This window comes from Microbulbifer mixtoriginis (SeqCode) (assembly GCF_052466715.1).
In genome coordinates, this window is record NZ_CP174288.1 from 1,359,456 (window position 1) to 1,371,907 (window position 12,452).

General features: G+C 52.9%; 9 protein-coding genes and 6 tRNA genes. 6 read left to right on the top strand and 9 right to left on the bottom strand.

From position 1 onward, the window contains the following. Nucleotides 1-10 precede the first annotated feature (10 nt). From ACJJH9_RS06210 to ACJJH9_RS06220, 3 genes are all read right to left on the bottom strand, one after another. On the bottom strand, nucleotides 11-472 hold the full coding sequence (locus ACJJH9_RS06210; RefSeq protein WP_444924654.1) for a GNAT family N-acetyltransferase: 462 nt from the start codon (nucleotides 470-472) through the stop codon (nucleotides 11-13). Nucleotides 473-611: 139 nt separating this feature from the next. Continuing rightward, nucleotides 612-1,346, bottom strand: a complete 735-nt coding sequence (locus ACJJH9_RS06215; RefSeq protein ID WP_444924655.1) for an esterase/lipase family protein — start codon at nucleotides 1,344-1,346, stop codon at nucleotides 612-614. 111 nt (nucleotides 1,347-1,457) lie between these two features. Then, nucleotides 1,458-1,955: a PH domain-containing protein gene (locus ACJJH9_RS06220; RefSeq protein WP_444924656.1), complete on the bottom strand. Its 498-nt coding sequence runs from the start codon at nucleotides 1,953-1,955 to the stop codon at nucleotides 1,458-1,460. Between the two features lie 182 nt (nucleotides 1,956-2,137). Between ACJJH9_RS06220 and ACJJH9_RS06225 the strand changes: the two genes are divergently transcribed. Further along, nucleotides 2,138-2,998, top strand: coding sequence for a patatin-like phospholipase family protein (locus ACJJH9_RS06225; RefSeq protein ID WP_444924657.1), 861 nt, complete (start codon nucleotides 2,138-2,140; stop codon nucleotides 2,996-2,998). Nucleotides 2,999-3,371: 373 nt separating this feature from the next. Then, nucleotides 3,372-3,830: a GFA family protein gene (locus ACJJH9_RS06230; protein ID WP_252085337.1), complete on the top strand. Its 459-nt coding sequence runs from the start codon at nucleotides 3,372-3,374 to the stop codon at nucleotides 3,828-3,830. A 110-nt stretch (nucleotides 3,831-3,940) separates the two neighbouring features. On the opposite strand, the gene ACJJH9_RS06235 is transcribed toward ACJJH9_RS06230, so the two are convergent. The 6 genes from ACJJH9_RS06235 to ACJJH9_RS06260 all read right to left on the bottom strand — a co-directional run bounded on the left by ACJJH9_RS06235 (nucleotide 3,941) and on the right by ACJJH9_RS06260 (nucleotide 5,460). Next, nucleotides 3,941-4,017, bottom strand: a tRNA-Asp gene (locus tag ACJJH9_RS06235). 48 nt (nucleotides 4,018-4,065) lie between these two features. Further along, nucleotides 4,066-4,141: transfer RNA gene (locus ACJJH9_RS06240), tRNA-Val, on the bottom strand. Between the two features lie 471 nt (nucleotides 4,142-4,612). Further along, nucleotides 4,613-4,689 (bottom strand) — tRNA-Asp (locus ACJJH9_RS06245). Nucleotides 4,690-4,737: 48 nt separating this feature from the next. Further along, nucleotides 4,738-4,813: transfer RNA gene (locus ACJJH9_RS06250), tRNA-Val, on the bottom strand. 446 nt (nucleotides 4,814-5,259) lie between these two features. Continuing rightward, nucleotides 5,260-5,336, bottom strand: a tRNA-Asp gene (locus ACJJH9_RS06255). A gap of 48 nt (nucleotides 5,337-5,384) precedes the next feature. After that, nucleotides 5,385-5,460 (bottom strand) — tRNA-Val (locus tag ACJJH9_RS06260). A 184-nt stretch (nucleotides 5,461-5,644) separates the two neighbouring features. Here ACJJH9_RS06260 and ACJJH9_RS06265 point away from each other — a divergent pair. From ACJJH9_RS06265 to zipA, 4 genes are all read left to right on the top strand, one after another. Next, nucleotides 5,645-6,163: a cytochrome c-type biogenesis protein gene (locus ACJJH9_RS06265; RefSeq protein ID WP_444888920.1), complete on the top strand. Its 519-nt coding sequence runs from the start codon at nucleotides 5,645-5,647 to the stop codon at nucleotides 6,161-6,163. Continuing rightward, nucleotides 6,160-7,413 (top strand): c-type cytochrome biogenesis protein CcmI, encoded by a 1,254-nt coding sequence (gene ccmI, locus ACJJH9_RS06270; RefSeq protein WP_444924658.1) that lies wholly within the window; start codon nucleotides 6,160-6,162, stop codon nucleotides 7,411-7,413. The genes ACJJH9_RS06265 and ccmI overlap by 4 nt, the downstream gene beginning before the upstream one ends. 328 nt (nucleotides 7,414-7,741) lie before the next feature. Further along, nucleotides 7,742-11,245: a chromosome segregation protein SMC gene (smc, locus tag ACJJH9_RS06275; protein ID WP_444924659.1), complete on the top strand. Its 3,504-nt coding sequence runs from the start codon at nucleotides 7,742-7,744 to the stop codon at nucleotides 11,243-11,245. A gap of 23 nt (nucleotides 11,246-11,268) precedes the next feature. After that, nucleotides 11,269-12,303: a cell division protein ZipA gene (gene zipA, locus ACJJH9_RS06280; protein ID WP_444924660.1), complete on the top strand. Its 1,035-nt coding sequence runs from the start codon at nucleotides 11,269-11,271 to the stop codon at nucleotides 12,301-12,303. Nucleotides 12,304-12,452: the final 149 nt, after the last annotated feature.

A 12,452-nucleotide genomic window follows, 5' to 3' on the forward strand; every position in this document is an offset into this window, starting at 1 on the left:
AGCCCGGTATCTACTCCGATGCCGGGCGCAACATTTCGATATGAGGTATACCGTCTTCCTCGTAAGGGGTGGAGACCTGCTCAAAGCCAAAATCTCCATAAAACTTACGTAGGTGCTCTTGGGCGGAAATACGAATCCCCAAACCTGGATATTCATTCAGGGTTTGTTCTACCGCGCGGCGGATCAGTTCTTTGCCCAGCCCTGTGCCACGGCTAGACTCTGCGGTAAGCACACGGCCTATTGAGGGCTCGGAATATTTTCTGCCTGGAAATACCACTCGCAGGTAAGCCATCAATCGTGGGGATTGACTCTCCTTGTCCCAGCAGATTAGGTGCCAGGCTTCTTGATCTTTGCCATCTGCATCTTGATAAGGGCAATCCTGCTCTACTGTAAAAACTTCCTGGCGTGCCCGTAAGATTTCATAAAGCTGATCGATAGAGAGTTGTTGAAAGCTACACCATTGCCACTGCACTTGTATTGCCTCTTGGTTTACTGGGTTTGTATTTTTTATTAGGAGTAGATTGGATATTAAACCGGCAGGTAGGGTAAAAAAAGTCAGTATGTAGTGGGCCTCTGATTTTTTCACAAAGGCCCAGCGGCTGGTTGCTATTTTAATTGAGAGGAGCCTCCTGAGTACCCCTTGCAAAGGAACCGTGCGCGAGATAATGGAGTACCTGCGCAATAACCTTTTTGTCCTTCATCATGAAGACATGGGTGACAGGCATTTCCAAGTGATCATTCATGCCTTCCAGCTTGGTACTGGCAACAGAGACTTTTCCGTCATCAGTCTCAGGGATTAGTCGTGACAGTATCAGGTTGATACTGCGAGTACCCGCAATAATACCTACATCAAAATTAGCGCTGCCTAGTTTATTGGGGATGCTCAGCTCGCCTGTACCTAGTTGTAGGCCGGCATCTCCAAAGGCAAATTCAAACCCTGGGAAACTACCGAGCTTATCCACCACCTCACTGCCCTTATTGGGAGGGCCCAGCATAACCACTCGGTTGAGGTTCTCAATCTCAACTTGGCTCAGATACTGGCGAACCAATATGCCCCCCATGGAGTGGGTAACAAAATTGATTTCGGTCTGTCCTGCGCAATGATCCAGTGCCGGGGCTATGGCCCTGCCGGCCAGTTCCTCAATGGGGAAGCGGGTAGAGGGGTAATCTACATTGACGGTCTTGTAGCCGGCGGCGCTGATCGCTTGCTCCAGCTTTGTCATGGAACTATCCGATTTGGCCAGGCCGTGCAGCAATATTACACAGGCCGAGTGGGCGTTTACTGGCGGTGCGCCCACGAATACAGACCCAAGGCATAGCGATAGGGTGAGAAAAAACTTCTTCATTGATTTTCTTTCAGCAGTGGCTCTCGTGGCTGCAGTATGCTGCGGGGCCTGTAAAAATCCAAGATGCTCGCTCAGTGAGGAGGGGAGCATCATTGAATGGGTACCGCTTAGTCATCTAATACGTTGTCGCAGTAATTCGGCCATGCGTTCGGGTTTGTCCGGGGTGATGACCAGAGTTTTACCGGGGAAAAATAAAACAACAGCTTTCTCTTGATCCGTGACGAAGGCCCGATAACGACCCAGTTGCTGGTTTTGGAAGAGCCCGATGTAGCCAAAGAGGCCGGAATTGCCAAAGATGCGGACCGATCCTTGCATGGCTGTTGGGTCGACTTTGACCTCCTGCAAGCCTTCTAGGGAGATGGAGGTTCTCCAGCCTGGCCTTAGTATCTGCAGGCAGTCGTTGGCGAGGGTATAACCGCGGATGGCAAACACGGCACCTAGTAGCAAAATGACCGGTGGCAGGGCAATAGCAACACTATAGAGGAGGGAAGGGCTTTGCTGGGATTTTGCTATCAGCACGAAGGGTATTGCCAAAAGTAGAAAAGCACTCAGTGCGCTAATTATTTTCAGTTGGCGGCTCCAGGGGGCTTGAAAAACAACAAGAGGCATAAATTACTCAATAAGTAATGGACAGTTTGAATGTCTCAATCATAGTGCTGATGGAATCGGCTTGGCAAAGTCGCAGTCTATGTAATTGGCCCTTTATAAAAGGAGAGGCTAAATAGATTTAGCGCGGCTAAGGTTTTCAAAATTAGATTTTGAGCAACATCGATTTTCACAATGGATTAACTATGGCGAATCGGATTGAAAAGCGAGATAGCACGTCAGCCCTTGTGGTAGAGGGGGGCGCTATGCGCGGAATTTTTGCAGCCGGAGTCTTAGATGCTTTTATCGAGGTGGATTTTTGCCCCTTTGACTTCGCTATTGGCGTTTCTGCGGGGTCAACCAACCTGATTGGCTACCTGGCGGGAGACCATGGCCGCAGCCGCCAGATTTTACTTGACCATGCTACGCGCGCGGACTTTATTGACTGGCGGCGCTATTTACGAGGGGGGCACTTTTGCGATATCAGTTGGTTATGGCATGCCTCTTACAATGATGTCCCTCTGAATATTGAGCGCTATACGGAAAATGGCGTGCCTCTCTATGCGGTGACAACTAGCATCAACAGCGGGCAGCCCCATTACGTATGCGTCACGCCCGAGAATATGCATGAAGTGTTCCCTGCATCCTGCGCTATCCCCATGGCTTACCGTGAGTTCCCTCCTGTTGCTGGGGAACCAATGACCGACGGTGGCCTGGCTGATTCAATCCCGGTTATTCGAGCATACGAGCAGGGGGCGCGGGATATTACTGTGATTCTGTCTCGCCCACTGGGTTATAGAAAACCAGTGGGTTCAGCCCCTAAGTTCATCAAGCAGTTTTTCCACGATCACGCCCGCCTGTTTGAAGCGGTCTTGGAGCGCGGAGAGCGCTACAACCGCGCCTTAGACTTTATCCAGACACCACCACCGGATTGCCGGGTGTCAGTGATAGCGCCTCCTGCGAACTTTCCCGTTAAGCGTTTCACTCAGGAGGTTGAGTTGTTGGAGAAAGGGTATCTGGTTGGCAGTGAGCTGGGTCGAAGCTTCCTAAGAAATTCAAGGGATTAGTTGCCGCCAATAGGACCTGACAGTCCGTAAAGGGCTGCGGGTGCTCACCACTAGGGTGGCAGCTGCATGTATGCCAGTAAGGCTGGGGGCGTGTTGGCTGGAGGCTTTACTGGAGTTTGCCCAGTATTGGCATTTACTTCTTCTTTGACCTGTAGGAGTCTTGTGTGAAGGGGGGAGAATGTTGCTAACCTAAGGAACCTTTGAATTTTCATAGTGTTTCTGCCGGCTTGAAGGGTTGCCTGGCTCGGGTTTATTAAGTTGCCCCTTCTTGCCGTGATGGGATGAGTTGTAGGGCTATAAGGAGAATGGTTCTGTGACTCGTGGGATTCCAAGCAAAATTTTGAATAACAAACTTAAGGTAAAGGAGTAGATAATGAACGGAAAGTGCCTCTGCGGCGCTGTTGAGTTTCAGCTGGAAGAGCCGCTGCCCGGTCTCTATCAATGCCACTGCTCACTCTGCCGCAAGTTAAGTGGTTCCGCATCAGATACCGCATTATTCATCAGTCGTGAACAGTTTCGCTGGGTGCGTGGATTGGACAAAATTTCCTCTTATCGAAAACCTACTGGTTTTCGTTCCGACTTCTGTAGTGAATGCGGCAGCTCTGTTCCTCACCTGATGAGTAATACTACGCACTTTTGGGTGCCGGCTGGACTACTAGACGGAGAGTTTCGCGGTAAGGTGATGGCCCACTTACACGTTGATTCTAAAGCGTACTGGGATGAGATTGGTGGTCAGGCCGAGCATTTTGCGGAGATGCCTGAAATGGATGAGCTGAGTAGACTGCTGCACGAAGTGATCGAAAGAGAAGAGGGTGAGTTACTGGAAAGTTGAGGCGCAGCAAACTCTAAAAAGCCATTAGGCAATTCTACTTCCCTCAATCTCTGTTGATTATTGGCGCATACAAAAAAGCCCCGCTCTTGCGAGCAGGGCTTTTTTGTATATGGCGGACCGGACGGGACTCGAACCCGCGACCTCCGGCGTGACAGGCCGGCATTCTAACCAACTGAACTACCGGTCCGCATTCCTGCTTCTCTTGATGGCTCTTGCCTGGCAAGAGTAAGAGAAGTGGTGGGTGGTACAGGGGTCGAACCTGTGACCTACGGCTTGTAAGGCCGTCGCTCTCCCAACTGAGCTAACCACCCCGTGTCAGGAGCTGCGTATCTTAATGATTTTTTATCTGTGGTAAATAGCTTTAACAAAAAAAATTAAATAAAAATTTATTTAGATCGAAAAATCATCAATTCTCAATTGTTTTTTTTAATTTACCTTTTAGCTGAATGTTTTTCCGGCAGATAAAGAGCTGTTCTGTCTTTGCTGGTCGTCAGTAAAAAATAAATCTAAAGAATATTTCGGTGTGGACTGGCAGATTATTTCATCGGGTGAAGTGATTGATTTGTGTGGTCCACAAAGGAAGCTTTTGGTAAGAATTTGCTTCGATGAGGTTTTCTGTAGCAGGCTGGCGATCACTCAGACTTGCGCCGCCCCTTTAACGGGTTGCCGGATATAGTTTCGAAATTTAATTAATTTTTTTAACAAAAATTTCTTTGAGCTGCTTATGGGATCGGAGCATATACAAAAAAGCCCCGCTCTTGCGAGCAGGGCTTTTTTGTATGTGGCGGACCGGACGGGACTCGAACCCGCGACCTCCGGCGTGACAGGCCGGCATTCTAACCAACTGAACTACCGGTCCGCATTCCTGCTTCTCTTGGTTGCTCTTGCCTGGCAAGAGTAAGAGAAGTGGTGGGTGGTACAGGGGTCGAACCTGTGACCTACGGCTTGTAAGGCCGTCGCTCTCCCAACTGAGCTAACCACCCCGTGTCAGGAGCTGCGTATCTTAATGATATTTTTTTAGCGGTCAACAACTATGGCAAAAAAATTCTAAAAACTTGATTTAGGATAAAAAAACATCAGTTAGGTGGTGGGTTTTCTTTCGGAGTTTTATCCGCTGAATTTATTTTACTTAAAATAACTTGCTGGTTTTTTATCCTGCTGACAATTAAATGGTACTGAAAGAAACCCGTTTCGGGTTGGGAATTGCTGGTTGCCTTGTTACTGGCGATTAAAATTGTGTGCACGCGAGGCTGGTAATAATGGTTGTGCGGGGAGTGATTTTTTACTGCCGCTTATTGTTGTTAATTGCTTGAGTTGCTACAGGTGGGTGTTGGGTGTGGCGCAGGAGCTTGGAGAAGGAGTTTTACAGGGTATTAATGTCTGCACATACAAAAAAGCCCCGCTCTTGCGAGCAGGGCTTTTTTGTATATGGCGGACCGGACGGGACTCGAACCCGCGACCTCCGGCGTGACAGGCCGGCATTCTAACCAACTGAACTACCGGTCCGCATTCCTGCTTCTCTTGATGGCTCTTGCCTGGCAAGAGTAAGAGAAGTGGTGGGTGGTACAGGGGTCGAACCTGTGACCTACGGCTTGTAAGGCCGTCGCTCTCCCAACTGAGCTAACCACCCCGTGTCAGGAGCTGCGTATCTTAATGATATTCTTTGCGGCGTCAACGCCTTTTTTGAATTTTTTTTTGTCTTTCAATGAGTTAAGGCGTTTAAGAACGAGATGGTGGGCGTGTCCGGCAAGTGGCGACACTGTTATAATCGCGTAAATTTCCAGGGTGTGAGCGTGGAGTAAGCCGTGAAACAGATGAGCTGGTTGGGGCAATTTCTACTTGCGTTTGGCCTCTTGTGCCTATCCGTAGTGGCACAGGCGGTGGTGGAGACGGAGAAGTTGTCCTCTCCGGAACTGGAGGCGCGCTACCGGGTGCTGATCGAAGAAATGCGTTGTCCAAAATGCCAGAACCAGAACCTGGCCGACTCGGATGCGTCGATTTCCGCAGATTTGCGGCGGGAAATTCGCCGGCTACTGGAAGAGGGTTTTACAGACAAAGAAATTACCGACTACATGGTGGCCCGCTATGGGGACTTTGTTCTCTACAGGCCCCCGGTACAGCGCAATACTCTGGCGCTTTGGCTGGCTCCCGGCATCTTTGCCTTGGTGGGTCTACTGGCTTTGATTGTGATTGTGGTGCGTTCTCGCAGTGGCACTGGTGCCAGTCAGGACGATGACTCTGGAGAATTGACTGCAGAAGAGAGGCGCCGTCTGAAAAAACTGCTAGGTGATGACCTGGACGATTTGACTGACCCTGGGAAGAAGAGCAAATGACTGATATTTGGTTTGGTTTAGCGATCCTGTTATTGCTGTTGGCATTTATCTTCCTTTTACCGGGATTGCGTGGAGCCGGTGCCCGGCGTTCCGGTGGAGATAAGCGTGAAGCCCTGGCGCAGCTGTATCGAGAGCGCACGCGGGAGCTTCGCGCAGCGGTGCAAAGTGGCGCTATGGATGAGCGGCAATTTGCCCAGCTGGAAGCGGAGATGGCACGCGAATTATTGAGCGCCAAAGAAGAAGCGAATGCTGTAACTCCCTCGCGTAAAGGCTCCGGGTTGCTGATTGGTCTGGCCGTTCTTGTGCCTGCGATTGCAGTGGGGGCCTATGTCCTTTCTGAGCGCCCCCAGGAAGTATCTCTGTATCGCGAAATGTTGGCCAGTCAGCAGGGGCAAACAGACCCTTCAACTGAAGAGCGCATCACCCAGCAGTTAAAGCAGCGGGCAGAAACTCATCCTGAGGATTTGAGTAGTCGCTTTGTTCTGGCTCAACGGCTTCTGGTCACTGGTGATATCGCCGGAGCGGTAGAGGCCTATCGCTATGTGCTGGCACGGGAACCCGAGGCAGTTATGGTCAAGGCCGAGCTGGCGCAAGCGTTGTTTTTTGCGGGCGGCTCTAAAATAACGGATGAAATTCGCACTCTGGTCGATCAGGTGCTAGAGGCCCAGCCCAGCAATGGGACAGCATTAGGCTTGGCGGGAATTGCAGCCTATGAGGACAAGGATTACCGCAAGGCGCGTGATCATTGGCAGGGTGCCCTTGCGCAGCTGGCTCCAGGGTCTGCGGCGGCAGAGGCATTGGCGGCGGGTGTTGCCCGCGCCGAAAAGGCCCTGGGCGAAGAAGGTAAAGATGGTGCGGTTGAGATAGTTCAAGCCGCTGTAGAGGAAAATGCTGGAGTTGAGGGTGAGGCCGCAGCGGAAATTCGAGTGCAAGTGAGCTTGGGTGACCAAGTTAAAGCAGATCCGTCAACGCCGGTGTTCATTTATGCCCGCAGCACTGATAGCCCAATGCCTTTGGCGATTGTTCGGCTAACCGCTGGCCAGTTACCAGCCGAAGTGGTGCTGGATGAATCCCGGGCTATGATGCCTGGGCGCTCCATTTCAACCGTAGATACGGTGCAATTGGTCGCACGCTTGGCTTTGCGTGGTGACGCGCGCCCCGCGGCGGGCGATTGGCAGGGCTCTATCAAGACCCTACCTAAATCAAGCTGGAGTGAGTCGCAGTCTATCGTTATTGACCGGGAGCTTTAGGCCCTATCCAAGCATCGCGTTGGCAGGCTGCAGTGTTCAGGAGAGTGCTGCGGCCTGAGAACTATTTGGCGCCTGGGCGGTCACAGCCGCACTGGTAGAAATAGATTTTGTTTTGCCACTGGTGATGATTTTGTGCCGCTTGAAATGTTGGCATTGGGTACCAGTTAAAGCCATTGCGCGATCTTGACTTGACCACTGGCCATTCCGGCCGATAATCCGCGTGAAAAGATACTGTGAAAAGCCGCGCTGAAAGTCCCGGTGGCGCCATGTACAATTGAGTGCTTGGTGATCGGGCCGGCAAAGATAAAAATACCGAGTTTAAGAATACATGCGTCTGAAGTGCATCAAGCTTGCGGGTTTCAAATCCTTTGTTGACCCCACCACTGTTTATTTCCCGACAAACCTCAACTCGGTGGTTGGCCCTAACGGCTGTGGTAAATCGAATACGATCGATGCTGTGCGCTGGGTAATGGGTGAGTCGTCTGCAAAAAATCTGCGCGGCGACTCTATGACAGACGTTATCTTTAATGGCTCCAGTGGTCGTAAACCTGTAGGCCAGGCCTCTATTGAACTGGTATTTGATAATTCTGCCGGCAAATTAACTGGCGCCTATGCCGCATTCTCCGAAGTTTCGGTAAAACGTAAGGTCACGCGCGAAGGCCAGAATAACTATTACCTAAATGGGGAGAAGTGCCGTCGCCGCGATGTAACTGATCTGTTCCTGGGGACCGGTCTCGGTCCGCGTAGTTATGCGATTATCGAACAGGGCATGATTTCCAAGCTGATTGAGGCCAAGCCCGAGGAACTCAGGGTCTATATCGAAGAGGCTGCAGGCATTTCCAAATACAAGGAGCGGCGGCGGGATACGGAAAACCGTATGCGCCGTACTTCTGAAAACCTGGAGCGTCTCACCGACATTCGCGATGAACTGGATCGGCAATTGTCTCGCTTGGAGCGACAGTCCGCCGCGGCAGAAAAATACAGCCGATTTAAAGAGGAAGAGCGCAGCCATAAGGCAAATTTGCAAGCCCTAAAATACCGCGAACTCAATGAGCAGGCTGTCGCCAAGCAGCAACAGATTGGCGAACTGGAGCTTACCGTTGAGGAATTGGTAACCCGGCAGGTGAACTGTGATACCGGCATTGAGCAAAAGCGCGTTGGCTATCACGAGTTATCCGATGGTTTTAATGAAGTGCAGGGACGCTTCTATGCGGTGGGTGCGGACATTGCCCGCCTGGAGCAGAGTATCGCCCATGCCCGCGAGCGCTCCACTCGCCTGCATTCCGATTTGACCCAGACCGAGCAGGAGTTCCGCGAAGCGGAGACCAACCTGGAAGTAGATCGCGAGAAGGCAGCCCAGTTTGAGGAAGAGCTAGAAGTAATTGTTCCAGATCTGGAAATGGTGCTCGCCGCAGAGGAGGATTCCGCCACCGGGCTACTCGAAGCCGAAGAGCAGATGCGCAACGGGCAAAACGAGTGGGATCAATTTAATCAGGGGGCTTCTGGCTCTCGCCAGAAAGCAGAGGTGCAGCAGTCTCGCATCCAACATCTGGAGACTTCCGGGCAGCGACTACTGGAGCGGATTAACAAGCTCACCGCAGAGCAGTCCGGCCTTCAGGTTTCCGAGGATGATGAGGAAACCCAGCAGTTAAATGAACAGCTTGCCGAGCTGGAAATGCAGGTACAGGAGCGTCGCGAGGAAGTTGCCGAGCGAGCAGAATCCCTGCAGGAAATACGCAATCGCGAGCGGGAGCTGGCGACAGAGCTGGACCAGCTGCGCCTGCAGTTGCAAACAAGCCGGGGTCGCCAAGCTTCTCTTGAGGCGCTGCAACAGGCTGCGTTGGGGCAGGGCAAAGCGGTGGAAAACTGGCTGCAGCAGCAATCCCTGAGCGATCGCCCACGCCTGGCTGACCAAATCCAGGCACAAGCCGGCTGGGAAACAGCGGTGGAAACCGTTCTCGGTCAACAGTTACAGGCGGTCTGTGTTGAGCAGTTGGAAAGTCTGACCGAGGGCTTGGAGCAACTGCAAAGTGGTCAGGCCGTCTTTATCGATGGCACTGCGGTGGGGGCAGCAGCCGCTGGGCAGCTGCCCACTTTGGCGAGCGTTGTACAGGGGCCATCGTCTCTCACCGGTCTGCTGGCCGGAATCTATACCGCAGGCACTCTTAATGAAGCGCTGGCACAGCGCACTGGCCTGCAACCCCATGAGTCTATTGTGACGCGGGATGGGCTCTGGCTGGGTCCTAACTGGTTGCGAGTGAGCCGTGCCAGCGATGCCGAGACTGGGGTGCTCGCCCGCAAGCAGGATCTGGAAACACTGTCCGCAGAGATATCCCTGTGCGAAGAGCAGATTGAGCAGTGCAGTGAGCAGCGTGAATCTCTGCGCGAACAAGTGACCGGTGTTGAGCGGGCGATTGAACAAGCCCGCAACGACTCCGAACAGCTCGGGCGGCGCGAAGCCGAATTACGCAGCCAGCTCTCTGCCCGCCGCGCCCGCGCCGAGCAGATGAGTGAGCGCCGCAATCGCATCGAGCAGGAAATTTCCGAGGTGCGTGAGCAGCAGGAAATCGAAGGTGAGTCGCTTTCTGAGGCGCGCCTGATGCTGCAGGAAGCTGTGGAGGCTATGAGCGATGACACCGATCGTCGCGAAATGCTGATGGAGCGGCGCGAAGCCCTGCGCGAAGCTCTGGATGCCGCCAGACAGCGTGCGCGCGAGGACAAGGATCGCGCCCACGAGCTAGCTATGCGCGAACAGTCGGTGCGTACCCAGATGGTTTCTCTGGAGCGCACATTGCAAGTGATGGGGGAGCAGCTGGAGCGCTTGCGTAGCCGCCGGGCCCAGCTGCAGGAGCAGATGGCTGAAACCCAGGACCCCTCCCAGGATTTCCAAATGGAGCTGGAGGAGAAGCTGGGTGAGCGTATTGAGGTGGAAACGGAGCTGGCTGAAGCCCGTAAAAAACTCGAAGAGGTGGAGACGGGGCTGCGTGAACAGGAACAGGAGCGGCACAAAGTAGAGGCGGCTTTACAAGGGGTGCGCGCCCAGCTGGAGCAGGAACGTCTCTCCGCACAAACCCTCGAAGTGCAGCGCAATGGCCTGGTAGAACAGCTGCGCGAAGACGAACAGGATTTGGATCAGCTGCTCGAACAGCTACCCGGGGACTTGACGATTCCCCAGGTGCAGGAAGATCTGGAGTTGGTAGCCGCGCGTATCTCACGCTTGGGTCCGATCAACCTCGCCGCTATTGATGAATACAAACAGGAGTCTGAGCGTAAACATTATTTGGATCGCCAGTATGGTGACCTGATGGAGGCGCTGGAGACTCTGGAAAATGCAATTAAGAAAATCGACAAAGAGACGAGAAGCCGCTTTAAGGAGACCTTCGATCAGGTCAATGCGGGCTTGCAGGAACTCTTCCCGAAAGTTTTTGGGGGCGGTAATGCCTACCTGGAGCTGACTGGCGAGGACCTGCTCGATACTGGGATTGCGATCATGGCGCGCCCGCCGGGCAAGCGCAACAGCACGATTCACTTACTCTCCGGTGGGGAAAAAGCGCTGACGGCAATCGCCCTGGTATTCTCTATTTTCCGCTTGAATCCAGCACCTTTCTGTATGCTGGACGAAGTGGATGCTCCTCTCGATGACGCTAACGTAGGTCGCTACGCACGAATGGTTAAAGAAATGTCAGAACACGTTCAGTTCATCTATATTACCCACAACAAGATTGCGATGGAGATGGCGGATCAGCTGTTGGGTGTAACCATGCATGAACCGGGTGTCTCTCGCCTGGTGTCGGTGAATGTGGAAGAAGCAGCTGAGCTGGCTTCTGCATAAGGCGTAAAAGGAGGAGCGCTTAAATGGATAACTGGCTGGTTACGATCCTCGTGGTAGTGCTACTTGTAGTGGTGCTGGACGGCGTACGCCGCGCAATTTTACGGCAGAAAGCCGCGGTGAAGGTATCGCGGAATCTGTCCAAAGCGATGCAATCCGAAGTGGGGAGTGATGCGGACCCCCTTGTGCAGGAACCGGCTCGCCCGCCTGAAACAAGTGGGACCCCCGGAGATTCCCAGGAAGAGACAAAGCCGCGACCGGCAACCAGTGAATTGCCAGGTCAGGTGCGTGTTGTGCAGAGGCGTGCTATGGAAGATGCACTGCATGTGAACCGCCAAGTGCAGGAGAGCTTTATTTCCTCGCGCAAGCCCCTCGCAGGCAGTGCACCGCAGCGCAACTCGCATGAGCAGGGGGTGCTGGACCTGGAGGAGCAGGTGCCCACCTTGATGGATTCTGTGGGCGAGGAGCAGCGCTTTGAGCCGGCGCTGGATGAGTCTGAGAGCTTCAATGCGCTCACCGAAGAGCGGGTAGAGCCCATATCCCCGCGGGATGAGCCCCAAGCCCGCGAAGCCGATACGGTTGTGTCGCCAAACAAAGAATCCGCTGTAGAAAAAAGCTCGGTCCGCGATGAAGTGCTGGTTATTAATGTGATGGCACCCGAAGGCGATTACTTTGAGGGCAACGATCTTCTGCGGGTAATGGTGGCCTCTGGTATGCGTTTTGGAGAGATGAATATCTTCCATTACCACGAGGGAGGCGGTGCCGATGGTGCGGTGATATTTAGCCTGGCCAATATTGTGGTGCCGGGTGTTTTTGACCTGGCACAAATGGAGGAGTTTGCCACCCCGGGGGTCAGTATGTTCCTGGCATTACCGGTTGAGGGCGAGGCGATCCAGGCATTCAATCAAATGCTTTCTACCGCTTACAAAATTGCCGAGTTGCTCGGGGGCGAGTTGAAAGATGAAAATCGCAGTGTTTTCACTGCCCAGACTGCTGAGCACTATCGTCAGCGTGTCGTGGAGTATCAGCGTCGCCGGGCCCTGAGTAAGGCGCAAGGCTGATAACCTGCAACACTATTTGTTCGCATAGTTTTACAATTCTTGCTTTGTTACAACGCGGCCCCAGGCCGCGGTTGAGCCTGAGGGCTTTTCCGCGAGCTGGGGCCGTTGTTGCATTTGAGTTTAATTTTTTTGATTTATTTTCACTCGAA

What these genes read in the sequence shown, in the direction of transcription:
- ACJJH9_RS06215 (WP_444924655.1), bottom strand. Translation starts at nt 1,346, where the DNA reads ATGAAGAAGTTTTTTCTCACCCTATCGCTATGCCTTGGGTCTGTATTC.
- ccmI (WP_444924658.1), top strand. Translation starts at nt 6,160, where the DNA reads ATGACTGATATTTGGTTTGGTTTAGCGATCCTGTTATTGCTGTTGGCA.
- smc (WP_444924659.1), top strand. Translation starts at nt 7,742, where the DNA reads ATGCGTCTGAAGTGCATCAAGCTTGCGGGTTTCAAATCCTTTGTTGAC.
- zipA (WP_444924660.1), top strand. Translation starts at nt 11,269, where the DNA reads ATGGATAACTGGCTGGTTACGATCCTCGTGGTAGTGCTACTTGTAGTG.
- ACJJH9_RS06225 (WP_444924657.1), top strand. Translation starts at nt 2,138, where the DNA reads ATGGCGAATCGGATTGAAAAGCGAGATAGCACGTCAGCCCTTGTGGTA.
- ACJJH9_RS06230 (WP_252085337.1), top strand. Translation starts at nt 3,372, where the DNA reads ATGAACGGAAAGTGCCTCTGCGGCGCTGTTGAGTTTCAGCTGGAAGAG.
- ACJJH9_RS06265 (WP_444888920.1), top strand. Translation starts at nt 5,645, where the DNA reads ATGAGCTGGTTGGGGCAATTTCTACTTGCGTTTGGCCTCTTGTGCCTA.
- ACJJH9_RS06220 (WP_444924656.1), bottom strand. Translation starts at nt 1,955, where the DNA reads ATGCCTCTTGTTGTTTTTCAAGCCCCCTGGAGCCGCCAACTGAAAATA.